Genomic DNA, 25,577 nt, shown 5'->3' with positions numbered 1-25,577 from the left:
TAGAAAGCAGAAAAAGAACTGCGTGAACAGAAAAGATAAATCAAAAAGAAAGTTGCCAACGATTACTTGACAGTAACGAGTCCATCTTGTTTTCCTCCCGTCGCTTGTAATAAATCTCTGATTACTGTAAAATAAAACAAAATCTGTCCACGCATTTTAAAGGAGGACATCCATGATCGAAATCCATCTGTTTGAACAGCTTGCTGCCTTTGCCGACTGCGGCACTCTGTCCGCCGCGGCGGAGCAGCTCCATATCTCCCAGCCCGCCCTGAGCCGCTCCATGCAGCGGCTGGAGGAGGAGCTTGGAGTCTCCCTTTTTGAGCGCCAGAAGAGCCGGCTGACACTGAACGAGACCGGGGAGCTGGCCGTGAGATACGCCAGGAACCTGCTCCTGCAGGAGGAGTCCATGATCCAGCAGCTCCGGGACTTTGACAGGAAAAGGCGGACCATCTGCGTGGGATCCTGCGCCCCTGTGCTGATCCCGGATTTCGCCACGCTCCTGTCCCGCCTGTACGAGGGCATGACTATCTCCACCGAGCTGACCGGTGATCCCCGCCTACCGGAATATTTACGGGAGGGGAGATATCAGATCGCCATTCTCCACGAAAAGCCGGAGGGGGAGGACTTTTATTCTGTCCCCATGGAGAGCGAGCATCTCTATGTCACCCTGCCTCCTGTGCATCCTCTCGCGGACGCGGACGGCCTCTACCTGAAGGATCTGGACGGCCAGACCTTTCTCCTCTACTCCCAGATCGGGTTCTGGGACGAGCTGTGCCGCCGGAAAATGCCCTCCGCCCGCTTTCTTTTGCAGCAGGACATAGACGTGCTGGGGGAGCTGGTGGCAAACTCTGCCTTTCCCGCCTTCACCACAGACTACATAATACAGCACACAGGTGAAGTGACAGACCGCATCGCCATCCCCATCCTTGACCCGGAGGCCAGCGTCACCTACCACTGCACCTGCCTGCAGGCTGAGAAGGCCAGGTTCCGCCAGGTCTTCGAGCATATCCGCGCCGCCCATTCCCGCTGACCGCACTAACGCCCGCCGCCGGTTTCAATCACGCGCTATCGCCACGCAGAAAAAAGGACCGGCCCCGTGCGTCCGGGAAGAAAAAGGACACACCGCAGACCGGTACCTCTGGTTTTCTTACTCGTGGATCTTCATGCCATGCAGCATCTTCACAAAGGCCGGGTCATCGTGGTTGACGATCTCGCTGTGTCCCAGATCCAGCTTCGCGATCTCAGCCATATCCTCTGCGTCAAGCTCAAAATTCCAGATGTCCATGTTCTGCCCTATGCGGTCTTGGTGCACGGACTTGGGAATGACCACCACGCCCCTCTGCACATTCCATCTCAGGGCTACCTGGGCCGCGCTCTTGCCGTATTTCTCCCCGATCTTCGTCAGCACAGGGTGGGTAAAGATGCCGTGATTTCCCTCGGCAAAGGGGCCCCAGGCCTCCGGAACGACTCCGTACTCCTTCATGAGAGACAGGGCGTCCTCCTGCTGGAAGAAGGGATGCAGCTCCACCTGGTTTACGGCCGGCATCACATCCACTGTCTCGCAGAAGTCTGCCAGGCGCGCGGGATAGAAATTGCACACGCCGATGGCCTTCAGCTTGCCTTCCCTATAGGCCTGCTCCATGGCTCTGTAGGCTCCGATGTAGTCGCCCATGGGCTGGTGGATCAGGTACAGATCCAGGTAGGAAAGGCCCAGATTATCAAGGGACGTCTGGATGGCTTTCTTCGCCTCCCCGTAGCCTGCGTCCTGTATCCACAGCTTTGTGGTGATAAAAAGCTCTTCTCTTGGGACGCCGCACTTTTTGATCGCCTCTCCCACTGCCTTTTCATTCATGTAGGCGGCCGCCGTGTCGATGAGGCGGTATCCGCTGGCGATGGCGTCCAGAACCGCCTGCTCGCACTGCGCCGGATCCGGCACCTGGAACACGCCAAAGCCTTCCAGCGGCATTTTTACTCCGTTATTTAATGTCACAAATTCCATGTTCTTTTCCTCCTTGAAAATGAATATTTGAAAATCCAGTTTCACTGCCTGCACAGGAACCTTTCTCCTGTCTTCAGGTAATATTGTAGGAGGTTTGGTCCGAAAAGTACAATGCCAATTCGGCACACGTCTATAACTTAGACGCATACTTACCGGTACGGCCTTTCACGGCTGCAATGACCGCCGCAATTCCCTGTCTCGTCTCTATCGCTCCGGAAGGGCAAAATTTTTTTCGTTCTGATCCAGAGTTCCATAAGCAACTGTGCGCTCAATACTCCCCGGATCAAGAATATCAAGAGCTTCGGTTTCCCAGTATGGCCTCAGTTCCACTTTGATGATCTGAGGGTTATCATACCAGCTCATCATATTCTTGATTTCGGCCTGATAATTGGTTTCCATGCCCTGTTGGACGTGTAATTGACTTTCCTTCGCTTAGTTGTTTCATTAAAAAAAACGAGTCCTCCCAAGAAGGCTCGTTTAGTTTCCCTGTATAAACCTGTAAGTATATAGCGCAGCTACAGATAGGGCTGCCAGGAGCGTCCGGCCAGCTGCTCATAGTGCTGGTACAGCACCCCAAAGCGGTAGATGTAGCCCGGCTTCCAGGGCTTCGCCTTTCCGCAGAAATGCAGGATGGCCGTGTTTTCCATGACCCACTTCACATTGTATTTCCCGGAGCTCCTCATGACGTAGTTGTTGTAGTTGCGGGCGTCGTAGTTCCAGACAGCGTCGTCCAGGGGGAAGATGCGCTCCCCGAACATGGCGTTTAACAGATCCTGATCCGGCAGCACCAGCTCCATGCGGTGCTCCTCCACATAACGGAAAATCTCCTCCGGGATGATTTCCTCACGCCCCAACTCCAGGTCCATCAGCAGCACACCGGAATTGTAGTAATCGTGCTCCACTCCCAGCCGGAGCCGGTTCACATCGTTGGCCAGCTCTGTCTTTCCCGTGTGGGCGGCGGCTCCGAACAGCCACCCGGACATGTTCGTCTCCCAGAGGGGACGCAGGGGATTGATGACCAGTATATCCGGGTCCAGATAGATGATCCGGTTCAGCTCCTCCGGCAGCAGGCGGGGCGCCAGCAGACGATAGTACATCTCCGCCGGATAACGGCTGCTCACAGGAGCGCTCCCGAACAGGTTCCCGTCCATCCGGATGGGGTGAAATTCGTATCCCGCGGCCCGGCACCATCTCTCCACTGCCTGCAGCATATGCTCCGGCAGGTCACTGTACAGCAGGTAGATGTCGAAATGCTCCCCCGGATCATTCAGCCGCAGCGATGTGAGCAGCACGCGGAGCTGAGGAAAATAATTCTCATCAAGAGTGATCAGGATATTCAAAATAAATCCTCCCTTTTTCGCGTCATTCTATATTTTTTATACCAGAACAGGCATCTGCCCGCCATTCTCAATATATGCAATCTGTATAGACAGATTTCCTGAAATGTCAAGACAGCCTTCTCTCATTTTCATGCTGAAGCCGAAGATGTACAAGCGGGACGAGAGCCACGGCTTCTACAGAGCCCGGAGCCGGGACAAATCGGAGTGGGGCGAGGGCGTGGCGAAGGAGGGATGGGATCTGGACCTGTCCTCCCCGTAGAGTATTTCCCCCTTTTTCACAGAGAGTCTGAGCCCTCTGTAGGGCTCCCGCTGATGGCAGCAGATGGTTCCGCTGTTGACCTCCACGGTGATGGTCTTCTTCCATCCCTCCGGAATGTAGATGACGACCTTTCTGCTCTCTGTATAGTGCTGGATCACCAGGTTGCTGTTAAACCCGTCCCGTATCTCGATCTGCGCATTTTTCTCTGAGATGAGATAATCCCGGGACTCTTTCTCCCTCATGACAAAATTTCTCATATTCATCTTTTTTCCCTCCCACTGCAGAAGCTTCACACAGCTTCTCATGAGTCCGCCAAATACGGTTTCTCTCTTTGATGACTTAAATATACAGGAGATTTTTTTAAATAATGTTGGGAAAATGTTTAAGAATTCTTAAATTTTGCATCTTGCCCGGAGCAGACAGGCTTCCTCTATCCCGGTTGTCTTGTTAAGTAAATTATATCAAATACGCAGCAAAAGCCAACCGCCCGCAAAGGCCCCCTTAAAAGCACTCCTGAACGATCTCCAGTATCTCCTCCGGCGTCATCTTTCTGTAGCCTTCCGGGGGAAAATGGCAGGAGCCTGCAATAGACCGGAAGCTGCTTTTTGTCTCTGATCCCCAGATATAGGCAAGGCTCTCCTTCAGCTGCTCCACGCTGTGGGTTGTGGCTGGACAGGCCGATTGGCGGATCACTCCCCGCTGTTTCAGCTCTCCTGGTTCCGGCAGTCATCCCGGGGCTCCCCGAGGAGGCCCCGCAGCATGCGGGCAAACTCCTCGATATAGTAATTGCTCTGCTCCTTGACCCAGAACAGGCAGTAGTTTCTCTCCAGCTGCCTGCCGCCCTGCATGATGGGGAGCCGCCGGATCGCCGCGCCGGCAGGGGGCAGGGTCCCCACGCTCTCGATGGGCAGAAAGCCTCTGTTTCCCGCCACCATCAGCCGCCCCTCCTCCAGGTTCTCGGCAAAGAGGAAGGTTCCCCCAAAGCCCAGCGTATTTTTAAAATAGTCCTCCTCCGTGTTCCGCTGTTCCCGGGAGGAGATCAGGATGCAGGGAGTCCTCTTCAGATCCTCCAGCTCCACGCTGGCCTGCCCCGCAAGCGGATGCCCAGCTGAGAGCTCCGCATAGCAGCCGCAGCGGAGGAGCTGATAGTTGGCATATTTGTCCGAAAAGACCCTGCGCTGGTCATTCAGCACAAGATCCACCCCGCCGAACCGGAGGAGGTCATAAAGCTCCTCATGGGTCCCGTTCACGATGTGGATCGACACCTCCGGGTAGAGCCGGGAGAACTCTGCCACCGCCTGGTTGAGCTCCTGGCCGCTGTAGCAGCGCAGATACCCGATGCGCAGCCGGAGCTCATCGTCCTGGCCGATGCGGATGGTCTGCCGCCGGATCGCATCCACCTCCTCCAGCACCCCTCTGCTCTGGGCGTAAAAGTATTCCCCCGCCGGGGTGAGGGAAAAGCGGCGGTTCTCCCTGTGGATCAGCTCCACCCCCAGCTCCTTTTCCAGCGCCCGTATCTGCTGGGAGATGGCTGACTGGGAGATATAGCACTGCTCCGCCGCCTCTGTAAAGCTGCCCCGGTCCACCACAGCCACAAAATATTTCATCTGTCTGAGCAGCAAAAAATCACCTTCCATTTCACTGTCTGTACCTGCTTTTCAGTTACAGTCTAGCAAAAAGGAAGGCGGTTTGTCTACTGCGTACTTTTGTCTGACGTATTTTGTCTTTCTATTCCTCCGGTCTTAAGGGGCCGTAGAAGTAGGAGGCTGTGGCTCCCCCGTCAACGAGGAAATCTTCGCCTGTGATAAAGGCGCCCTTGCCGCTCATGAGCAGCTACGCCACATTGCCCACCTCGTCCGCCGCCTCGTTCACACATCTGAGGGCATTCAGGCTTCTGGGATAGCCGATAAAGGGAAGACACTGGGAAATGATCTTGATCAGAAATGCCTTGTCATTTCCCACCATCATATTGTTCACGGCGTGGGAGGTGAGCTGGGGCTCGCAGCCTCCCTGGGCCGACAGAAAGCAGAAGGTGATCATCTCCCGCTGCCTGTAGTCCAGGCCTCCCCTCGTGTAGTAATCCCCGAAGCAGTTGTCTGTGAGCCATCTGTTGATATGCCTGCTCTCTTCCGGTCCGGAGCCGGCAAATCCTCTCATGGACTCTCCCATGATGTCCACCATGGCCTGCTCTCCCGCCTCCAGCCTGTTCTCTGTAGTCGTCGTCGCCTGGGGCTCCAGGGGAAGCGCGACGCCCCGCTGCTCCAAAATGTCATTTACAGCATGCAGGAAGGGGAAGACTCTGCCGATCCCCAGGTAGGCCACAGCCTGGTAGACGATCTCTTTTACCTCCACCGGTGTCACGCTAAAGTTCAGGGCCGCCGGGACCATGGCCTGAAATTCGTCCACGCTCTGGCTCCCCACCAGGGTGGCCAGGATGGCCATCATGCGGGTCCGGTCGTCCAGGTCATCGCTGTTGACCACCTCGTCAAAGGCAAAGTTGTCAAACCGCTCTATGAATTCCGGGTCTGTCTCCAGGAATTTCGACTTGTATCCCGGGAACATCCTCTCATGATACCTTTTTGAAGCCTCTGTAATGCTCATCTCTATCACTCTCCTTATGCTCACATGGTCTTTTTCACCCAGGCCTCCACCTGGGCTCTGGACCCGGCCGCCTCCGCGCCGTGGATGGATAGGCCCTTCTCAACTGCTGCTCCCGGGCAGGCCTTCTTTAAATCTCTCTCACTGCTGCCCATGCCGCTTCCCTCGTTGGTGCAGAAGGGAAGGATCCGCTTGCCGGACAGGGCATAGTGCTCCAGAAATGTAAACATGGCCATGGGCATAGTGCCCCACCAGCTAGGATAACCCACGAAAATCGTATCGTACCCGTCCAGGCTGTCCATATAAGATTTCAGCTCCGGGCGCGCGCCCTCCCTGAGCTCGGCCTTGGCCTCCTCAATGCATGTATAGTAATCCGCGTCGTAGGTCTTCACTGTCTCCACCTGGAACAGGTCAGCTCCTGTCATCTCCGCGATCATCTCCGCCACGATCTCTGTGTTTCCTCTGGTGAGGTTCTTGATGCTTCCGTTCCAATAGTTCTCACCTTTTCTTGAATAATAAACGATCAATGTCTTTCCCATTGCAAATTCCTCCTCCATTTCTATTTCCTGGTCGGGAAACTGCTGCCTGCCTCAAACTTTGCCGCCACGTCCTTCAGATAGTCGGTGATGGGCAGATGCTGGGGACAGGCCCTCTCGCACTGCCTGCAGCCGATACAGTCGCTGGCCTTCCCGTGCTTCAGGCTGATATTGTTATAGTAGACCGCCTGGCTGGAGAAGCTGCCGGTAGTCCGGGAAATGCTGTTGTACAGCGCAAAATACTCAGGGATGGCGATCCCCTTCGGACATCCGTGGGTGCAGTAGGAGCAGGCCGTACAGGGGATGGGCGTATTTTTCTCTATGATCTCTGTCACCTGGCGGATGACAGCCATCTCCTCCTCTGTGATGGGCCTGAAATCCCTGAACGTGGCTGTATTGTCCATCACCTGCTCCATGGTGTTCATGCCGGACAGCACCCGCGCCACACCCTCCTGGCTGGCTGCAAATCGAAAAGCCCAGGACGCGAAGGAGGCCTCCGGCGCATATTCTCTCATCAGCTTCTTCGCCTCCTCCGGCAGGTTGACGAGGGTTCCCCCTTTACAGGGCTCCATGACAAACACGGGCTTGTGGTACTTATTGGCCACCTCCAGGCAGCGGCGGGACTGCACGTTGGGCTGCTCCCAGTCCACATAGTTGATCTGGAGCTGAACAAAATCAAGCAGCTCCCCGTAATGTTCCAAAATCTCATCCAGAAGCTCCGGCATGTCGTGGAAGGACATGCCCAGATACCGGATCCTTCCCTCTTCCTTTTTCTTTGCCGCGAAGCCGAAAGCATCGTATTTCCGGCATTTATCATAGACATTGGTGCCCATGTTGTGGAGGAGGTAATAGTCAAAATATTCCACGTCGCAGTGCTCCAGCTGCTCATTGAAAATGCGCTCCATATCCTCCGCATCTTTAAAGTCACGCAGGGGGAGCTTGGTGGCCAGCTCGAAGCTGTCTCTCGGATGGCGCTCCACAAGAGCCTTTTTTACCGCCTCCTCGCAGTGGTAGCCGTGATATGTGTAAGCCGCGTCAAAGTAGGTAAAGCCCCGCTCCATATAGGTGTCAAACAGCTTTTCTATCAGGGGATAGTCAAAAGACTCCGGGTCATCCGCATTGAGGAGGGGAAGACGCATGCATCCGTAACCAAACTGATATTTTTCCATTTCCATCATCCTTTCTTTTCATTTTCCTGCTTTATATTTTATATCGCTCTCAAAATACTGCAATTTCAATTTCCGATCATATCTATAAGTGAAACTTATGCGAAAAGCAGAGGCCTCCTCCCCGGTCTCTGCTTTTCTCTTTCTGTCCATATTCCTATTTCCATATACTTTCTGGTTTATCTCCCCCTCCTGCAGGCCAGGAAGGGCACAGTCAGGCAGATCACAAAAAGACCTGCCGTCATCAGCGCCGCCGGGCCCGCAGGCCAGTGGAAGGCAAACCAGGATATCCGACTCCCCATGAAGGCCCCCAGGGCCGCCAGGATGGCGCTCCCCGCTGTCAGAAGGAGGGCGGCCGCGGCCAGGACATAGAAGCTCCCTTCCGCCGCCAGCATCCACCGCAGCTGCCGCCTGGTCATGCCGATCCTCTCCAGCATGTCAAATTCCCTGCGGCGGGACAAAATCCCGGTGACGCAGACATTAAAATAGTTCAGGAGCCCGGCAAAGATGAGAAGAACCGCGATGACGCCAAAGACCAGGTTGCTGACAAAGATGTAGCTTCCGGCCTCCTCAAGAAGATCCTCTGCGCTGATGAAAAAGACGCCGGCCTCCCCCGCCTCGTCCCTCCGCCTGTTCTCCGCCGCAGTGATCCTCTCGACATCCTTCTGGACGTCCGCCTCCCGGCCGTCCTCTGCGTCCAGCTCCACAAGGAGGGTCTTAGCCTCTGTGGGGAGCTTGTCAAATCCCTCCCGGCTGATGACAAAATAGAGGATGTTCTCCCCGTGCCAGCTTCTGGGGAAATCCGGGAAACCCTCCGCCTTCGTGTCCATGTAGCCACACAGGGTGAGTGGCCGGGAGGTCTTTCTTTCCACCTCTCCCATCTGCTCCAGCTCCTCCTGGGTGGCCTCCATCCTTCTCTCCCTCTCCTCCTTTGTCCAGAGTGTGGAAAAGGTGATAGGCTCCCCCACGCTCTCCCCGGCCAGCCTTTCCTTGGCCGGGGACAGGATGTGGTCGTGGAGAAGAAGAACGCCGGTACCTGCCGCCAGGCTCTCCAGGTCAACCTCCAGGTCATGCTCCCTGGCAAAAGCTGTCAGCTCCCGTATCTCCTCCTCCGACAGGATCTGGACTGTGCAGTAATCCGCCCCCAGCATGACCTCCACCGGAAGTCCGGAGCTTCCGTACTCCTCCTCCAGCTCCTTTACGCTGTCATCTGTATCGTTCAGGGGCTCCAGCCCCTTCCTGCTGAAGGTGGGGGACAGATAGCCTCCCTCCACCAGCTTCACGCTGCTCTGGTCCACGCCCTCTGCGGCCAGGAGCTGCTCTTTTACCTCCTGGCTGATGGGAGAGAATTCGTCATAGTCGTTGTCATAGAGAAGGGAAAATCCATCCTTGCCGGTGAGGAAGGGATCCCTTTCCAGGTCTCCTCCCAGATCTCCCTCCCCCTCCTCCGCCGGATAGCAGGAGCTCCCCGCCACCACAAAATCCGGTCTCTGTGCCACAGCGCCCCTGTAGTCCGCGCCCCGGGCCACCACAAGAGCCCCCAGGGCCGCCTCCATCCCGAGGAACAGGGACAGGACGGTGAGGAGGAACCGGGCCCGGTGACGGGTCATGTTCTGCCAGGCCATGAAGACAAGCTCTCTCCCTGGCGAGCAGGGCCTTCTCCTCTTTTTCTTTCCGGTGGCCGCCCTTCTCTTTCTCCTCTCTCCCGGTCTGCCCCCGGTGTAGGCGGAGGCCTCCGGGCCGCTTAAGCGGATCACCCGCAGGATGGCCGGCAGAGCCGCCCCTCCTGCCGACAGCAGGGCAAAGACCGCGCAGGCCGCCAGGATGCCGGGCCGGAAAAAGGCAGCGCTCTCGGCCCCGCCCCAGTCTCCCAGATACCGCTCTCCCAGTGCTGTGGGCACCCACGTAAGAAGGAGAAGGGCGGACAGGGCAGTTCCCCCCAGCACGCCTCCCAGGATCGGACCTTTAAGCTGTCCCAGATAAAAATCCCGAAGCTGGCCGTCCGTCATGCCCAGAATGTGCAGAAGTCCCATTTGCCGGACATCCCCGGCCATGGAGATCTGCATCACATTGTAGATGAGAAAGAACATGCCCGTCAGGATGACCGCTGCCGCCAGGGCCGCTGCCCCGTAGCCTCCGGCCAGCCGCCTCACCGCCTCGTAGGAGGCCGTGTTTCCTCCTGTGAACCGCTGATCCTCCGTCTCCAGCCCCACATCCCGGTAGAGCCTCTCCTCCGTCTGCTGTCCGCCAAGAGTGTCCCTCTGCAGGATGAGAAGCTCCAGCTCCTCCTCCAGGCTGCCTCCCCACTCCTCCAGCTTTTCCTCAGAGATGTAGCCCTGGGCCTCCTGGCCGGAGCCCGCCGTGTAGTCTGTGTACCAGCCGCTTAACAGAAAGGTCTCCCGGCGCTTCTCAAAGAGCCCCGTCTCCACCTCCAGGGAAATCTCCATGCCCTCCCGGGGCCGGCTGATCCCCAGGTCTTCCAGAGCCCGCACCGGCAGCATGATCTCCTGCTCTTCGGCGGGGTAATGGCCCTCTATCCCCGTGTAGGCGGGGCTTACCATGACCTCCCAGGCGGTCTCATCCAGAGCCGACAGCCGGCAGACATAGCCCTCCCCCTTGGGCTCCTCTCCCTCGGGTTCCTCTCCCTTGGGGCTCACTGCTCGGCCGGCAGGGGCCTTTCTCCCCACAGCCCGAATGTAGGAGAGGCTGCGGATAGACTCATACTGAGATATGTCCGCCCTCTCCAGACAGGTGGAGGCCGCTGTCCCCGCCTGCCGGACAGAGCGGATCCGCTCTGCCTCTAGCCTTCCCGTGGAGAAGGCAAAGATCACGGCCAGTGCCGCTGTACAAAAGAGCACCGCAAAAAAGAGGATCCTGTTTCTCCCCGCAGCCGCCCGGGCCCCCCGCCTGGCCAGCATCCTCATAGCCTGCCGGGCGCTCCCGGCTATTCTCCCTCTGTGCTCTCTCATACCTTCTCACCCCCTGACAGCTTCCCGTCAGACATGCGGAGGATCCGGTCCGCCATCTGGGCAGCCGCCTCCTGGTGGGTCACAAGAATCACGGTCTGATGGAACCAGTCCGCGCAGGTCCGCAGAAGCCCCATCACCTCCATGCCTGTCACAGAGTCCAGGCTGCCTGTGGGCTCGTCGGCAAGCAGGATGGCGGGCTTGGTGACCAGAGCCCGGGCGATAGCCGCCCGCTGCTGCTGTCCCCCGGAGAGAGTCTGGGGCATCTGGCCCAGCTTCTCCTTTATCCCCAGGGCCGTCACAAGCTCCTCCAGAAAGGTCTCGCCCGGCTCCTCCCCGTCCAGCCGCAGGGGCAGGACGATATTTTCATACACATCCAGCATAGGAACCAGATTGAACTGCTGAAAGACAAACCCGATATTCCTCCTGCGAAAGACCGTTCTCTCCTCCCGTGTCATATCCTTCAGGCTGTTCCTGCGTATCCATACGCCCCCCGCCGTGGGCTCCTCCAGGCCGCCCAGCAGGTTCAAAAGAGTGGTCTTGCCGCTTCCCGATGTGCCGACAACGGCCAGAAATTCCCCCTCCTCTACGCAGAGAGTCACCCCGTCCAGGGCACGGACCTCATAGGTGTCTGTCACATAATATTTCTTCAGGCCTGCGGCTCTTACGATCTCCATCTTCCTGTCCTCCTTCATAATGCACCAGCGGCAGGGACGGACACGCGCCCCTGCCGCCGTATTCTGTTTTCAGTATAGAGGATAAATCTTACAGACTCCTAACAAAAATGCAGTCTTTTCGTTTTTCCAGCTCTTCAGGAAATGACATTCGCTCCTCTCCTGTCTTTTATAAGCGGCGCTATATGTCAGGCAGGCAGATCCTCACCTCCACGCCGGGATCCCTGCGCTGTATCTCCATAAAGCCTCCATGCCGGGCCGTGATCTCCCTCGCCAGATAGAGGCCCACGCCCAGCCCCTCCTGAGAGGCTGCCCTTCTTCCCCTGTAAAACCGCCGGAACACCAGGGCCTCCTCCCCCTCGTCGATGCCGATCCCCTCGTCCGCCACCCGGATGGTCAGATACAGTTCGCCTCTGGATACCCCCACCCATATGTGTCCGCCCTCAAGGCTGTACTTGACCGCATTGTCCAGCACATTCCACAGGGCCTCCCCCAGCCAGCCCGGGTCATGCGGGCAGTCCAGCCCTCCGGGCAGATCTTCCAGGATCTCCACGCCCTTCTCCTTTGCCCTGGGGCGGGCCTGGGCAAGGGCCGCCTCTATGGTACCGGCAATGTCCCTCTCCTCCTTCCGGATGCGGATGATGTTGTTTTCCAGCCGGGAGATCCGGATAAACTCCTCGGTCAGGAAGCGGAGCTTTTCCTGGGAGCTTCGCAGTGCCTCCAGATACAGAGGCACGGGGTCGGGCACAGAGGCCTCCCCCGCACATTCTTCTCCGGCGCCCCTCCTCTCTGAGAGCTCTCCCTCCAGCAGCTCCAGGTAGGTGCCCCCGTTTGCCAGGGGCGTGCGCATCTGGTGGGCGATCTCCGTGATCAGCTCCTGGATCCGCCTCCGGCTCGCCGCAAGCTCCTCCTGCCGTCCCCGGTTCATGCGCTGGATGCGCACCAGCATATGCTCTATGCGGCCGTAGAGGGTCTCCTCCCCCGCCGCCCTCTCCTGTATGTCCCTTTCGTCCAGCACGTCCCGCGCAAGCCCTGCCAGCTCCGCAAGCTCCTCCGCCCTTCTCCTTCTCTGCACATGAAGGACAAGAGCAGAAGAAATCCCCGCTCCCAGGACGGCTCCCGCCGCAATCCATATCCACACAGCGCTCTTTCCCCCTCTCACTCTCCGAAGCGGTATCCCAGGCCGAAGACATTCTGGATGTAGCTCTCCTGCCCGGGCCGGGTATCGATCTTTTTGCGCAGCCGGTTTACCGTGACGCTCACAGTCCCCTCACCCACAAACCGGCCGTCCACATCCCAGACCTGTTCCAGGATGCTCTCCTTTCCAAGGACCCGCCCCTGATTTCTCATGAAGAGCTCCAGGAGACGGTACTCTCTGGGCGTCAGGGGGAGGGGCTGTCCGGCCAGGCTTGCCTCCTTCCTCTCCGGCCAGAGGGTCAGCTCCCGGCAGACAAGAACCTGCCCCTGCCTGGCCTCACTCCTTCGCAGCACGGCCCTGATCCGGCGGGAGAGCACCTGCATGGGGAAGGGCTTCACCACATAGTCGTCGGCTCCCGCATCGAAGGCCGCCAGCATGTCCTCCTCCTCGTCCCGGGCTGTGAGAAAGATGCCGGGGATCGGCCTGCTCTTCGTCAGCTCCCGGTACAGACGGATCCCGTCCCCGTCAGGCAGCGTGATATCCACAAGGAGGAGGCAGACAGAAGGCTCCAGCCGCTCCCGCGCCTCCCGGCAGGAGCGGGCCAGAGCTGTCTCATATCCCTCTTTTTTCAGAAAAATTTCCAGGGCCTGCCCCAGAAGCCGGTCGTCCTCTATGATCTCTATCTTCATGTCCCTTTTTCCTTCCCTTCTGCCCTGGAGTGCACGGCCTGCCCACCCGCAGCTCCCGGTAGACATTTTCTCATACTGACGCTATCATACCATATATACCGGCTTCTGTAAAAAAAGAAACTTTTTCAGGAAAATCTGTAACAAACATACCGGGATCTGCGTCTAATGTGCAAAGAGGGGAGGTGACGACACGGTGAAGATTGATTTTGAAGAGCTGTACGACCGTTTTTTCAGGGATGTGTATCTCTTTGTCCTCTCCATGAGCAGGGATCCTCACACGGCAGAGGAGATCACCCAGGAGACCTTCTTCCGGGCCCTGAAGGACATCCGCCATTTTAAAGGAGGCTGCTCTGTCACATCCTGGCTGTGTCAGATCGCCAAGAACCTCTACATGGATCAGCTCCGAAGGGGGAAACGCCTGGTGCCGCAGGAGGCCGCGGGCGAGAGTCTGGCCGAGCGGCAGATGCCGGCTCCGGACGTGTCCGAGGCCTGTATCCAAAAGGAGGAGGCTCTCTCCATCTACCGGGTCCTCCACTGCCTGGACGAGCCCTACAAGGAGGTCTTCACTCTGCGGACCTTGGGGGAGCTGAGCTTCCGGGAGATCGGGGATATCTTTGGAAAACAGGAGAACTGGGCCAGAGTCACCTACTACCGGGCCAGGATGAAGATCATAAAAGAGCTGTCCCAGGACAGCCTGCAGTAAATGCATGAAAGGATGTGTATGTCATGAAAATTTCCTGCGATATTGTGAGGGACCTGCTGCCCCTGTACAAGGACAATGTGTGCAGCGACGCCAGCAAAGACATGGTGGAGGACCACCTCTCCGGCTGTGAGAACTGCCGGGCATACTACGAAAAGATGAGCGCAGAGCTTCCGGAAATCACCTCCGGCGGCGAGGACGCGAAGCAGATAGGAAGGGACCGGGATTTGTTTGAGAGGCTTGCCCGGAAGCTGACCTTCCGCCAGGTCATGACCGCCGGCGCGGCGGCCCTCATCCTGCTGGCCCTGTACGCGGCCCTCACCTCCTCCGCCCCCTTCATGGTCTTGGCCAGAGAGCGGGTGGCGGAGGCTGTGCCAGTGCTGGATAAGAGGATTTCTGTGGACGACGTGGAGGTACAGGATGTGTACCGTCTGGAGGACGGCTCCATCTACTGCTCCTTTAATGTGAACACCTATATCTCCTCCTTTGACCGCCAGTATGTGGTGGAGGATAAGTCCAGCCCCGAAGTGGATGTCAGCGCCTCCGGCGGCAATACCAACGGCATCTCCCTTCAGAGATACTGGTCTGATTTTCCAAAAGCAGAGGGCTATTCCTCCTCCTTCTATTTCCTCGTGCCGGAGGAGCTCACCTACTACCGGGAGGATCCTGTGACAGCGGAGCACAGGCTTGTCCGCCGGACCTCTGACGGGGTCTACTTTGTGGGGAAGGGAGGCGAGATCCTGCCTCTCTATGAGGAGGGGGATCCCATCTCCGACGCGCCCGGGGACATAGAAGAGCTGGTGCAGGAAAATAGGTCCGCGCACGAAACAAAGGAGAGTGAGGGATGGATGCCCTCTGCCCTCTATTCCGAAAACTACTGCTATGTCCTCTCCTTTAACGAGAAAGAGTAAAAGCCTATCTTCTGATCCGGATCCGGTAGGACGCCTCAAAGACCTTTCCAGGCTCCAGACTGTTCTCCCACTCCCGGTCCTTCAGCTCCCCGTCAAAGCCCTCTCTGTCGCAGCGCCCGTACCAGGGCTCGATGCAGACAAAGGGGGCCTTCTTCTTCGGCGGAGACCAGATCCCCACAAGAGGGGCTTCAAAGGACACCTGCAGGTACTCCCTGCCCTTCGGATCCACAAGGGAGACGCTGCCGGCCTGGCCGTTTTCCAGGATCAGGGCATCCCCGTCAAAGAGGTGCTCGCTGACAGGCAGCAGGCCGTCCTTCAGCTCAAAGGTGACCTCCTGGTCCGTGGCAAGTCCCCCCTGCCCGAATACCCGGTTCACAAAGGATGGCCGCTTCTCCCCCTGTCTGTCCCGGATGCAGAGGCTGTAGTCGACCTGCTTCTCCCACTCTCTCACAGGGCAGCAAAAAGCCGGATGTGCGCCGATGGCAAAATACATATCGCTGCTGCCGGTGTTTGTCACCCGCCACATCACCAGGAGCTCCTTATCCTCCAGCCGGTAGCCGATCTCCAGCCGGAAGGGGAAGGGGTACACCTCCCTTGTCTCCTCATCGTCCTCCAGGACAAACCAGGCCTCTCTCTGTGTCACGCTGGCCAGAGCGAAATCCTTATCTCTGGCAAAGCCGTGCTGGCCCATGGGGTATTTCACGTCCCCGATCCTGTATTTTTTATCCCGCACGCCTCCCACAAAGGGGAAAAGAACCGGAGACGTCCTTCCCCAGTAGGCAGGATCCCCCTTCCACATATACTCTGTGCCCCTGGCCTTCTGCTTCAGCGATTTCAGCTCCGCCCCGTGGAGGCTGATCTGGGCCTCCAGCGACTCATTTTCCAGTTTTATCTTAATCCCTTCCAGTCCCATCTTTCACATTTACTCCTTCTCTTTTTCTCCAAACAGGAAGTCTCCCACCATTTTCAGCTCGTCCAGATACATGCAGTTTGGCAGGGTGTCTTCCTCCACCTGCCTCCAGCACTCCCGGTAGTCCATCCAGCGCACGGCCTCCACCTCGGACTCCTGGAGGGAGAGGGCGGTCTCGTCCACCGGCTCCCGGTAGATATAGACGGCGCTCAGCTCATTGTCCCGGAAGGGCCTGCCGTAGAAGACATCCTCAAACTGTGCCCGGCGCATGCCCACAAAGTGAAGCTCCTCCTCCCGGGCCCGGATGCCCAGCTCCTCAGCGAGCTCCCGGATGGCGGAGGGGAGGTAATCGTCCCCCGCCTCCACATGTCCAGCGGAGGAGATATCCCAGCACCCCGGATTGGAGTCCTTGCAGGCGCTCCTCTTCTGCAGGAGAAGATCCCAGCCGCCCTCCTTTTTCCGGACGATCCAGACGTGAGCGGTGGGGTGGAGGCTCCCCTCAAGATGGGCCACGCCCCTCTCCCTCACAAGGCCCGTCCTTGTGCCGTCCTCATTTAAAATGTCGAAGAGCTCCAGCGGCCTTCCGTCCAGGGCGGCCTCCAGAAGGGTGTCCGTCCTGTCGTAGACAAGCTTCAGGGAGAAAAAAGGCCGCCCCTCATTCAGGAGGCGGAAAAAGATCTTGTCTCCCTCCCAGATGTTCAGGCAAAGCACTTCCTCCTTGTCCACCCACTCCAGCTGTCCCTCGTCGCAGGGGTGGGGCTCCCCGGTAAATCCGTCCGCCGTGTAGAGGGACATGTACTCCGTGGTGTCCTCCCCGTAGATAAAAGTAACGATCCCCCGGTACTGCCAGGAGGTGAGGGTGTACCCCGTCTCCTCCCACACCTCCCGCAGAAGGCACTCCTCCGGGCTCTCGTTCCTCTCAAAATGTCCGCCCACACCGATCCACTTGTCTTTATTTACATCCTCCTTCTTCACCGTCCGGTGAAGCATCAGGTATTTCCCGTCCTGCTCAATGTAGCAGAGTGTACTCAGTCTCGTCATGGCCCTCCCTCTCATCCTCCTTCGGCTCCACAAGGAACCCTCTTTTTCTCAGGTCCTCCTCTATCATATCCAGAGTCTCCTCGCTGTCCGCCGTGATCCTGTGATAGTGATACCCCGAGGTAATATTTTTCAGAGGGCTGGACTTCCCGCTTTTGATGTCGCTGATAAATTCCGCCACTCTTCTCCTGGAGGTGATGTGCAGATCCGCCTCCAGGTGCCCGTACACCCTGTGGTTCACCATGACGTTCTCCACCGCGCCGCCCAGATCCACGATGGCGCACAGCTCCTCCTCCAGCTGGTCGTCTGTGTGCTTCACCTTCAGCACCCGGCTGACAGAGGGCGCTGTCCCCAGTATATAGCCCCGGTTGGTGGAGATGATCTCATAGCCCGCGGCCCGGATCAGGGCAACGTCCTGCACGATCACCTGCCGGCTCACATGGTAGAGAGCGGCCAGACTCTTTGCGGGAACCGGTCTTCCGCTCTCCTGGATCCTCCGGACGATATCTTCTCTTCTATCAGAACCAGTCATTTTCTTCTGGCCTCCTTTGCTTCTCGTTTTTCCGACTGCCTACAGGGCGTGGAGATTTTTCATAGAAATGTCCAGTATGGGAGCCGAATGAGTGAGGGCCCCGCTGGAAATATAATCCACCCCAGTGGACACAAGGCTGGCAATATTCTCCTTTGTCACGTTTCCCGAGCACTCGGTTTCAGCCCTGCCGTCTATGAGGCGCACCGCCTCCTTCATCTCCTCCGGGGACATGTTGTCCAGCATGATAATGTCGGCTCCCGCCTCAACGGCCTCCTTCACCATCTCCAGATTTTCCGTCTCCACCTCGATCCTGCGCACAAAGGGCGCATACTCCCTTGCCATGCGGATAGCTTCCCTCACGCCGCCGGCGGCGCCGATATGGTTGTCCTTCAAAAGCACCCCGTCGGACAGATTGTAGCGGTGGTTGTATCCGCCTCCCACGCGGACCGCATATTTCTCAAAAACGCGCATATTGGGCGTGGTCTTCCTTGTATCCAAAAGGCGGATGCCCGTCCCCTCCAGGAGATCCGCCACGGAGCGGGTGTAGGTGGCGATACCGCTCATCCGCTGCAGATAGTTGAGAGCCACCCTCTCACCGGACAGAAGTACCCGGATGTCTCCCTCCACCTTGCCCATGAGCTGTCCTTTCGTCACTCTCTCGCCGTCCCGGCAGAAGAAAACGACCTCCGTATTCTCGTCCAGAAGCTGGAAGACTCTCCGGAACACATCAAGGCCCGCAATCACGCCCTCCTGCTTGGCGATCAGATCCACCTGCCCGGGCACGGCCTCCTTCATCACCGCGTTTGTCGTCACATCCTCGCTGGAAATATCCTCCTTCAGCGCCTCCAGAAGCAGGTGATCCACCTGCAGTGTCATTGTAATTCTGTTCATCTCATCTCTCTCCTTGCTGTTTTCCATTATACTATTTTCTGCTCTGCCATGTCCAGAGTCTCCTGTGCTGTTCTGCGGGCAATATCCTTTGCCGCCCTTCTGGCAAATACAAGGCTCTCCAGCAGGGAGTTGCTGGCCAGCCGGTTGGCCCCGTGGACTCCGTTGCAGCTCGTCTCCCCCGCCGCGTAGAGACAGGGCATGGATGTGCGGCTCTCACTGTCCACCCAGATACCGCCCATAAAATAGTGCTGGGCCGGCACCACGGGAATCCTCTCCCTTGTCACATCATACCCCTCCTCCAGGCAATGGCGGTAAATATTGGGGAAATGGCTCAGGATCTTCTCCCTGGGAATGGGGGCCATAGACAGCCACACATGATCCGTCCCGTCCTTTTCCATCTGCTTTTGGATCGCCTCCGTCACCACGTCCCTGGGAAGCAGCTCATCCACAAATCTCTCTCCGTCCCGGTTCAGCAGCCAGGCTCCCTCTCCCCTCACTGACTCGGAGATGAGAAACCTGCGTCCCGGCTTCCTGGAGTAGAGTGTAGTGGGATGGATCTGAACATAGTCCAGGTGCTCCAGACGGATACCATGCTTTTTCGCAATGTCGATGGCGTCCCCGGTCAGGTGGGGAAAATTAGTGGAATGCCTGTATCTGCCGCCAATGCCTCCGCTTGCCAGAATCGTGAATGGCGCCCGTATGGCGATCCTCTCCTCGCCCTTCCTCGCGAGAACCCCCGTGCAGCGTCCCTTCTCTTCTATAATATCTGTCATCTCCGTATACTCATACAGCGTGACATTCTCCAGCTTTCTCACCTGATCCAGGAGATGGCTCGTGATCTCCTTCCCCGTGATATCCTCGTGGAAGAGAATTCTGGGCCTGGAGTGGGCCCCCTCCCTTGTGTAGGCGAACCCACCGTTGCTGTCCTTCGCAAATTCCACGCCGTACCCAACTAACTCCCTGATGATCTGGCGGGAACCGCGGATCATAATATCCACAGACTCCCTCCGGTTCTCGTAGTGTCCGGCCCGCATAGTGTCCTCAAAATAACTGTCGTAGTCCTCCTCGTCCCGGAGCACACATATCCCGCCCTGTGCCAGGAAAGAATCGCTGCTCTCCAGGTCAGCCTTCGTGATCATGACAATATTCAGATTCCGGGGCAGGCTGAGGGCGGCAAAAAGTCCCGCCACGCCGGTTCCCACGATCACTGTGTCCGCATGTATCTTCATGCTCTTTGCACCTCCTTTTATCTTATTTCGCCGCCAGGTCCATCATCCTCTCAAGAGGCTTTGCGGCCTGGCTGGCAGAGCTTTCTTCCACATGGATCTCATTGTTTCCCGTCCTCAGCACATCTCTGATCTTCTCCAGGGTGATAGTCTTCATATCCTCGCAGACAGGCTCTGTATCAGGAAAATAAAATGTCTTGCCCGGATTTTTCCGCTCCAGCTCCCACCGAACCCCGCTCTCTGTGCAGACGATGAACTCTCTGGAAGGGCTGTCCTGGGCATACCTGATGATCCCAGAGGTGCTTCCTACATAGTCTGCCATGTCACAGATGGCAGCGGGACATTCCGGGTGGACAAGAGTCAGCGCCTCCGGGTGCTGCCGCCTTGCCCTCTCTATCTCCCGAACCTTCATGCTTTCATGGACGGGACAAAAGCCGTCGTTGAAGACAAAGTGCTTTTCCGGCACCTGCCGGGCCACGAACCGGGCCAGATTTCTGTCCGGAATAAAGAAGATATGCCTGTTGGGCAGCTCTCGCACGATCTGTACCGCATTGGCCGAGGTAACGCACACATCGGAATGTCTTTTCAGCTCTGCCGTGGAGTTGATGTAGCACACTACCGCCAGGTCATCGTATGTATCCCGCATTTTCTGAATAGTCTCCGGATCCGCCATGTGGGCCATGGCGCAGTCCGCCGACACCTCCGGCATGAGCACCACCTTCTCCGGGTTCAGGATCTTGGCGCTCTCCCCCATGAAAAACACGCCGGCAAAGACAATCACCCGGCAGGTCAGCTTTTCTGCTGTCCGGCTCAGATAAAAGGAATCCCCTGTATAGTCGGCAATCTCCTGTACCTCCGGCCGCACGTAATAGTGGGCCAGAATCACCGCGTCCTTTTCTTTTTTTAATTGATTGATCTCCTCTTTGATATCCATATCATTTTCTCCTTTTTAACACGAACTTTCCCCATTATACCACTGTTATTTACATGTGACAAGACACATGTATTTACAAATATGCGAGAGTAAGATTACATATAAGGCCTTGCGTCCCAGTAATCTGTATGCTATACTGTTTAGGTTGTTAATAGTTTACCATGATAAAGTAGTAGAGGAGAAAAGTACATGAAGAAAATCGCATTTATCGGAAGCAGCGGAGGCAATCTCTTTAAACAGGGCGGGAATGACATCCAGGGCATGATGAAGGAGATCCTTCTCCAGACAAGGGCCGCCCAGATGGAGGTGGCCGCCGTGCAGTATATACTGGCCTCCTCCAGTCTGGACACAGCAGGGCAGGACAGCCCCGCAAAGCTGTACACCTGGAGGGACGGGGAGCTGTATCTGGAAAAGGAGGGCACCCTCTCCCAGATCAACGACGCCGCCCTGGAGGTGGACGCCCGCATCGCCCAGATGGTACGTGAAGGGCAGATCGACGGCGTCATGTTCGTCAGCGCGGAGCCTGACAGGATCAACCACCTCGCTTTCCAGGCCGCCATAGAGGCCCAGCTTCCCCTGGCCGGCACCGGCGGCAGCTCTGTGGCAAAGGTGCAGAGCATGGGCGGAAAGGTCCTGTCTGCCTCCGGCACCACCGGGACCACCAACCGGACGAGAGCCGTGGCCTTCACCACCGCCTTCGCCAGGGAGTGGGGCATCCGCTACCGCCCCGTCATCGGAAAGACCGGGGCCCAGGCCGCGGAAAATCTCCAGACCAATATATGGAAGCGGATCAATTTCCGGGGCATCATGATGACAAGTCTCCCCGCCTTCATCGCCATGGCCCTCTGCCTTGCCATCAGCCGCATCCCGGTCCTGACGGACCTGTCCAATGTGTTTGACACGCTGGTTGCCTCCATCCCTGTAGTCATCTGTGCCATAGCCGCCAAACAGGTGTCAGGCCTGGACGAGGTAGGCGTAGTGGCCGGCATTGTCTCCGGCGTGCTGGCTGTGGACGGCGGCATCATCGGCGGACTCATTGTGGGTATCGTGGCCGGCGTTTTCTCCTATTACATAAGCATTTTCTGCTTTCGCCACAACATTCCCGGTACAACGGCAAATATCGCCGCAGGCGGGCTGGGCGGACTGGCCGCGGGCCTCATCGGCATGTATCTCATATCGCCTGTTGCCCTCTGGCTTGGCAATCTGATCTGCGACGCCATCAACGCGGCCATTGACATCAACCCGGTGCTTGCGGGGGCCCTGGCCGGCGTGCTCATCTGGCCGGCTATCATCGGAGGCGTGTACCACGCAGCCATCCTGCCTATCGTTCTTCTGGAGATGGAGGAGGCCGGCTTCAGCTTCCTGGGCGCTATCGACATGACAGGGCTTGTCATGGTGTCAGCTGGCATCACACTGGCCAATGTGCTCTTCCCCAAGGACAAAGGGCAGGCTGCGGCAGCCCTTCCCGGCTTCCTTGTAAATGTGTGCTTCGGCACCTTCGTGGAGGCCGCCTATCCCTTCATGTTCTCCAGCCGGATCGTCTTTGGCGGAGCGCTCATAAGCGCCTGCGTCTCCGGAGCCCTGGTGGGACTTTTTAACGTCAGGGGAACCGCCTATGTGCCTTCCGTGGTGGCGCCAGCCATGGCCAACGAGGGGCACGGACTCCAGTTTCTGATCTGTATGCTGGTGGCTGCGGTCCTGGCCTTTATCATCACCTCCCTGGCCAACGTAAGGGAGAAGAAAAAAGCATAAATCTCAGGCAGCGCTTCCGGAAGGCGGCGCTGCTTTTCTTGACAACGGAAGAGCCCGCTCCTATAATAAAAAAAGCATGCGGCTTTTGGATAAGCTGCAGCTGTGGAACATTCGGATTTTATTAATCAAAGCAGGTGCATACAATTGATGAATTACAAGAGCGGGGGATCTGTCCCCAAAGCAAACAAAAAAGTGCAGACTCTGACTATGTGCGGCCTTTTTACCGCCCTGGTGGCCATCGGAGCGTTTATCCAGATCACGATCCCCGTACAGCCGCTTCCCATGCACTTCACACTCCAGTTTTATTTTGCTCTCCTGGCAGGATTTATCCTGGGCGGGAAGCACGGCAGCCTGAGCGTGGGGATCTATCTTCTCCTGGGGCTCTGCGGCGTGCCCATCTTTGCCTCCGGAGGCGGCCCCTCCTATCTGCTGCGGCCCACCTTTGGCTTTCTCCTGGGCTTCCTGTTCACGGCCGCGATCGTGGGCTGGCTGACGGAACGGTTTCACCCCAGGCACATTTTTTCCTATCTGGCCGTCTCCATGGCGGGCTTTGCGGTGATGTACCTGTCCGGTAATCTGTACTATTACGTTGTCAGCAACTATGTGCTGGACACTCCCGTCCCGTGGAGCGTTGTGATCTTCAACTGCTTTATACTGACCGCGTCGGGAGATTTTCTCCTCTGTGTTCTCGCGTCCCTGACGGCGCGGCGGCTCATTCCGATCATAAGCAGGGTTCTCTCTTGATCAAGAGGGAGACTTCCGACTGGAGAAGACAGGAAAGCAGTGAAACCCAATGACAGAAATCCCTGTACCAAAAAAAGAGATACGGCAGGAGATAAAATCCGCCGTATCTCTATTTTTTTGAGAACAGATGCTTCAAAAATACGTACATGACAATGACAAAGGCGATAAGGTAGCCGAAGGCCCCCAGCGCGGGGATGCCCCAGATCTTTGGCCTCATGTCTGTGGTACAGATGATGCTGGAGCTGATGAGAAGGGCCATGACCCACAGGCCCATGACAATATTCTGCACCATCCTCCGAAGAAGCCTGGCAAGCTCCGGCGAGGCGTGCAGATCCAGGTTCACCTTTGTCTGCCCCTTCAGATATCCCTGCACCGCGTCCGAGACGAGAACCGGAATGTCCAGGGCTCTCTGCACCGCCCGGTACAGCGTCTTCCCGCCGCTTTTCAGCTCCTTTTTCCAGTCAAAATTCTTGACAATATTTGCCTTGATGCGGCCCGCGGCGATCTCCACCATATTGATCTCCGGGGCAATATCGGCCAGCACTCCCTCCATGTGAGTCAGGCCCCTGGCCAGCATAGTCAGTCCGTGGGGCATGATGATCCGGTTCTCCTTCATGACCTCCATCAGATCCATCATGACCTCCGCCACATCGATATCCCCCATATCCACAGTGCCGTACTTGGCCAGAAGATTGCTGATATCCTCATAAAGCCGGCTCGGATCCGGATTTTCCTTGAACTCTCCCAGGGCCATGACAGCCTCCTGGATCAGTCCCACGTCGTTCACGGCCACGCCCCGGACAGCCTTGGCGATGAGCTCTCTGTCCCGCTCCGTGAGCCGCCCCATCATGCCCATGTCGATCCAGATGATCTTGCCATCCCGGATCCGCAGGTTCCCGGGATGGGGATCCGCGTGGAAAAATCCGTCCTCTATCACCTGCTTCATGTAGTTGTCCGCCAGGCGGCTTCCCACTTCCTTCAGGTCATAGCCGTTTTCCACCAGCTTCTCCTTCTCGTCTATGCCAAAGCCGTCGATGTACTCCATGACAAGCACGTGGATGGTCGTGTACTCCTGGTACAGCACAGGAAAGCCCACATAGGCGATGCCCTCGTTTTTCCGGGCAAACTCCTCCATATTGGCGGCCTCTGTGAGAAAATTCATCTCCTCCCGGGTCACATCCCACAGCTCTCCCAGGACCATGTCCAGATCCACCATGCCCTTGATGCTCACCGGCGGGAGAAGCCTCACCGCCTTTCTAAGAAGGGAGATGTCCCTGGCCATGATGCCGTAGATCCCCTTCCTCTGCACCTTGATGACCACAGGGGAGCCGTCCTTTAAGACCGCCCTGTGCACCTGGGCGATGGAGGCGGATCCCAGCGGCTTCTCGCTGATCTCCCGGAAAATGGCGCCCCAGGGGCAGCCGTAGGACTCGTCCAGCACCTCCGACACCTCCGAGAAGGGCATGGGCTTTACGTCCGAGCGGAGCTTCATCAGCTCGTCGCAGTACCGCTTTGGAAGGATATCTGAGTGCATGGACATAATCTGCCCGATTTTTATAAAGGTGGGCCCCAGATCCTCCAGTATCATCCGCAGCTTCTCCGGCGTCAGCCCTTTGGTGATCTCGTATTTATGCAGGACAGACGTCATCTCCCTAAGACGGCTCTTGTACTGCCCCGCCTCCCTGTCGTCAGACTCCTGTCTACTCATGGGCCTTATCTTCCTCCGGTCCGCCGGCCTCCTCCTGGTCGGTCTCCTCCTCTTCTCCGTCCGCCTCAGCCTCCATGGCCTGGATGCGGGCCTTCAGAGCCTCGATCTGCTCCGGCGACATGCGGTCCAGGAGCGCGTCCAGCTCCTCCGGCGTGGACGCCTTCACGGACACATTGACCTTCTCCTTCATGGTCTTCTTGATATTGTGCTTGAGTTCCTCGTTCAGGGCCTTCCCCTGCTCCACGGTCAGCTCACCCTTTTTCACCATATCGTCCAGTACTTCTTTGGACTTCTCCGTCGTCACTGCCACGGCTCCGATGCCTGCCAGCAGAAGTTTTTTGATGCCGTCTCCAAAGTTTTCCATAGAAATCTCTCCCTTCACTATATCTGTCTTACTTATCCTGTTCTTCTCCGCCGTTTTGCCCTTCTCTTAGCCCAGCAGTCCCAGAAGGAACTGCCAGCCCTTTGGGATAAAGATGATGAGGCCCGCCGCTGCCGCCATGATGGAGGCAATCAGCACAGCCCCCGCCGCCGCATCCTTTGCCAGCTTGGCAAGGGGATGCCGCTTCTCCGTCACCAGGTCCACCACTGACTCCACAGCCGTGTTCACAAGCTCAAGGGACATGATCAGGCCAAAGAGAACAAAGCAGACGCACCACTCCAGCGCCGATATCTGAAAAAACAGCCCCGCCGCAATGACCAGAGCCATCATACAGCAGTGTATCTTCATGTTTCTCTCTTTTTTTATCACGGCAAAAATGCCCTCAAAGGCATAGCCGAAGCTCCTGTAAAGAGGTGGCTTTTTCTGTCCGCCCATGCTCCTTCCCTCCCGGCAGAGATTTGTCTTCATTATAGCAGAAAACACC

The 25,577-nt window shown here is 57.3% G+C and carries 27 protein-coding genes; 5 read left to right on the top strand and 22 right to left on the bottom strand.

Features of this window, described 5'->3' with window-relative positions:
* Window positions 1-172: 172 nt before the first annotated feature.
* A complete protein-coding gene (locus tag FGQ86_RS06590) occupies window positions 173-1,030 on the top strand; it encodes a LysR family transcriptional regulator (RefSeq protein WP_033124192.1) in 858 nt (285 codons plus the stop codon).
* 117 nt (window positions 1,031-1,147) lie between these two features.
* Here FGQ86_RS06590 and FGQ86_RS06585 read toward each other — a convergent pair whose 3' ends face one another.
* From FGQ86_RS06585 to FGQ86_RS06525, 13 genes are all read right to left on the bottom strand, one after another.
* Window positions 1,148-1,999: an aldo/keto reductase gene (locus FGQ86_RS06585; RefSeq protein ID WP_138303262.1), complete on the bottom strand. Its 852-nt coding sequence runs from the start codon at window positions 1,997-1,999 to the stop codon at window positions 1,148-1,150.
* A gap of 204 nt (window positions 2,000-2,203) precedes the next feature.
* Complete coding sequence (locus FGQ86_RS06580; protein WP_138303261.1) at window positions 2,204-2,398, bottom strand: hypothetical protein; 195 nt, start codon at window positions 2,396-2,398, stop codon at window positions 2,204-2,206.
* A 116-nt stretch (window positions 2,399-2,514) separates the two neighbouring features.
* On the bottom strand, window positions 2,515-3,339 hold the full coding sequence (locus FGQ86_RS06575; protein WP_207742265.1) for a glycosyltransferase family 8 protein: 825 nt from the start codon (window positions 3,337-3,339) through the stop codon (window positions 2,515-2,517).
* 174 nt (window positions 3,340-3,513) lie between these two features.
* Window positions 3,514-3,861, bottom strand: a complete 348-nt coding sequence (locus FGQ86_RS06570; RefSeq protein ID WP_138303259.1) for a hypothetical protein — start codon at window positions 3,859-3,861, stop codon at window positions 3,514-3,516.
* Window positions 3,862-4,099: 238 nt separating this feature from the next.
* Window positions 4,100-4,291 carry a hypothetical protein gene (locus tag FGQ86_RS06565; RefSeq protein ID WP_138303258.1) on the bottom strand — a complete coding sequence of 64 codons (192 nt, stop codon included), beginning with the start codon at window positions 4,289-4,291 and terminating at the stop codon, window positions 4,100-4,102.
* 11 nt (window positions 4,292-4,302) lie between these two features.
* Entirely contained in the window at window positions 4,303-5,220 is a 918-nt protein-coding gene (locus tag FGQ86_RS06560) for a LysR family transcriptional regulator (RefSeq protein WP_033124246.1), read from the bottom strand.
* 211 nt (window positions 5,221-5,431) lie between these two features.
* Entirely contained in the window at window positions 5,432-6,199 is a 768-nt protein-coding gene (locus FGQ86_RS06555; RefSeq protein ID WP_033124222.1) for a carboxymuconolactone decarboxylase family protein, read from the bottom strand.
* Between the two features lie 20 nt (window positions 6,200-6,219).
* Window positions 6,220-6,735, bottom strand: a complete 516-nt coding sequence (locus tag FGQ86_RS06550; protein WP_033124247.1) for a flavodoxin — start codon at window positions 6,733-6,735, stop codon at window positions 6,220-6,222.
* A 20-nt stretch (window positions 6,736-6,755) separates the two neighbouring features.
* Complete coding sequence (locus FGQ86_RS06545) at window positions 6,756-7,910, bottom strand: aldo/keto reductase (protein WP_138303257.1); 1,155 nt, start codon at window positions 7,908-7,910, stop codon at window positions 6,756-6,758.
* 167 nt (window positions 7,911-8,077) lie between these two features.
* Complete coding sequence (locus FGQ86_RS06540; protein ID WP_138303256.1) at window positions 8,078-10,867, bottom strand: ABC transporter permease; 2,790 nt, start codon at window positions 10,865-10,867, stop codon at window positions 8,078-8,080.
* Window positions 10,864-11,541 carry an ABC transporter ATP-binding protein gene (locus FGQ86_RS06535; protein WP_138303255.1) on the bottom strand — a complete coding sequence of 226 codons (678 nt, stop codon included), beginning with the start codon at window positions 11,539-11,541 and terminating at the stop codon, window positions 10,864-10,866. The genes FGQ86_RS06540 and FGQ86_RS06535 overlap by 4 nt, the downstream gene beginning before the upstream one ends.
* A gap of 178 nt (window positions 11,542-11,719) precedes the next feature.
* On the bottom strand, window positions 11,720-12,679 hold the full coding sequence (locus FGQ86_RS06530) for a HAMP domain-containing sensor histidine kinase (RefSeq protein WP_052083729.1): 960 nt from the start codon (window positions 12,677-12,679) through the stop codon (window positions 11,720-11,722).
* A gap of 17 nt (window positions 12,680-12,696) precedes the next feature.
* Window positions 12,697-13,365 carry a response regulator transcription factor gene (locus tag FGQ86_RS06525; RefSeq protein WP_033124224.1) on the bottom strand — a complete coding sequence of 223 codons (669 nt, stop codon included), beginning with the start codon at window positions 13,363-13,365 and terminating at the stop codon, window positions 12,697-12,699.
* Window positions 13,366-13,558: 193 nt separating this feature from the next.
* Between FGQ86_RS06525 and FGQ86_RS06520 the strand changes: the two genes are divergently transcribed.
* Both FGQ86_RS06520 and FGQ86_RS06515 read left to right on the top strand, forming a co-directional pair.
* Window positions 13,559-14,068, top strand: a complete 510-nt coding sequence (locus FGQ86_RS06520; protein ID WP_033124225.1) for an RNA polymerase sigma factor — start codon at window positions 13,559-13,561, stop codon at window positions 14,066-14,068.
* Window positions 14,069-14,091: 23 nt separating this feature from the next.
* Window positions 14,092-14,976 (top strand): zf-HC2 domain-containing protein, encoded by an 885-nt coding sequence (locus tag FGQ86_RS06515; RefSeq protein WP_138303254.1) that lies wholly within the window; start codon window positions 14,092-14,094, stop codon window positions 14,974-14,976.
* Between the two features lie 4 nt (window positions 14,977-14,980).
* Here the strand turns inward: FGQ86_RS06515 and FGQ86_RS06510 are convergent, their stop codons facing one another.
* From FGQ86_RS06510 to nadA, 6 genes are read right to left on the bottom strand one after another with little or no spacing between them, the layout of a single operon-like run.
* Entirely contained in the window at window positions 14,981-15,889 is a 909-nt protein-coding gene (locus tag FGQ86_RS06510; RefSeq protein WP_171031521.1) for an aldose 1-epimerase family protein, read from the bottom strand.
* Window positions 15,890-15,898: 9 nt separating this feature from the next.
* On the bottom strand, window positions 15,899-16,927 hold the full coding sequence (locus FGQ86_RS06505; protein WP_138303253.1) for an NUDIX domain-containing protein: 1,029 nt from the start codon (window positions 16,925-16,927) through the stop codon (window positions 15,899-15,901).
* Entirely contained in the window at window positions 16,896-17,456 is a 561-nt protein-coding gene (locus FGQ86_RS06500; RefSeq protein ID WP_033124226.1) for a transcription repressor NadR, read from the bottom strand. The genes FGQ86_RS06505 and FGQ86_RS06500 overlap by 32 nt, the downstream gene beginning before the upstream one ends.
* 39 nt (window positions 17,457-17,495) lie before the next feature.
* The gene (gene nadC, locus FGQ86_RS06495; RefSeq protein WP_138303252.1) at window positions 17,496-18,347 is read right to left on the bottom strand and encodes a carboxylating nicotinate-nucleotide diphosphorylase; all 852 of its coding nucleotides are present in this window, start codon (window positions 18,345-18,347) and stop codon (window positions 17,496-17,498) included.
* Between the two features lie 26 nt (window positions 18,348-18,373).
* Entirely contained in the window at window positions 18,374-19,576 is a 1,203-nt protein-coding gene (locus FGQ86_RS06490) for an L-aspartate oxidase (protein WP_033124227.1), read from the bottom strand.
* A gap of 22 nt (window positions 19,577-19,598) precedes the next feature.
* Window positions 19,599-20,507: a quinolinate synthase NadA gene (gene nadA, locus FGQ86_RS06485; RefSeq protein WP_033124228.1), complete on the bottom strand. Its 909-nt coding sequence runs from the start codon at window positions 20,505-20,507 to the stop codon at window positions 19,599-19,601.
* 189 nt (window positions 20,508-20,696) lie between these two features.
* Here nadA and FGQ86_RS06480 point away from each other — a divergent pair, with 189 nt between their 5' ends.
* Together FGQ86_RS06480 and FGQ86_RS06475 are read left to right on the top strand one after the other, a co-directional pair.
* Window positions 20,697-22,259, top strand: a complete 1,563-nt coding sequence (locus FGQ86_RS06480; protein ID WP_033124229.1) for a PTS sugar transporter — start codon at window positions 20,697-20,699, stop codon at window positions 22,257-22,259.
* A 147-nt stretch (window positions 22,260-22,406) separates the two neighbouring features.
* A complete protein-coding gene (locus FGQ86_RS06475; protein ID WP_052083727.1) occupies window positions 22,407-23,003 on the top strand; it encodes a biotin transporter BioY in 597 nt (198 codons plus the stop codon).
* A 109-nt stretch (window positions 23,004-23,112) separates the two neighbouring features.
* Here FGQ86_RS06475 and FGQ86_RS06470 read toward each other — a convergent pair whose 3' ends face one another.
* The 3 genes from FGQ86_RS06470 to FGQ86_RS06460 form a co-directional block, all read right to left on the bottom strand.
* Window positions 23,113-24,711 carry an AarF/UbiB family protein gene (locus FGQ86_RS06470; protein WP_033124230.1) on the bottom strand — a complete coding sequence of 533 codons (1,599 nt, stop codon included), beginning with the start codon at window positions 24,709-24,711 and terminating at the stop codon, window positions 23,113-23,115.
* Window positions 24,704-25,075 carry a hypothetical protein gene (locus FGQ86_RS06465; protein WP_033124231.1) on the bottom strand — a complete coding sequence of 124 codons (372 nt, stop codon included), beginning with the start codon at window positions 25,073-25,075 and terminating at the stop codon, window positions 24,704-24,706. The genes FGQ86_RS06470 and FGQ86_RS06465 overlap by 8 nt, the downstream gene beginning before the upstream one ends.
* A 66-nt stretch (window positions 25,076-25,141) precedes the next feature.
* Window positions 25,142-25,528: a diacylglycerol kinase family protein gene (locus tag FGQ86_RS06460; protein ID WP_033124256.1), complete on the bottom strand. Its 387-nt coding sequence runs from the start codon at window positions 25,526-25,528 to the stop codon at window positions 25,142-25,144.
* Between the last annotated feature and the right edge of the window lie 49 nt (window positions 25,529-25,577).

The organism is Clostridium sp. BSD2780061688st1 H5, assembly GCF_005845155.1.
Classification (GTDB): domain Bacteria; phylum Bacillota; class Clostridia; order Lachnospirales; family Lachnospiraceae; genus Claveliimonas; species Claveliimonas intestinigallinarum.
This window is presented reverse-complemented; position numbering and strand designations above follow the sequence as displayed.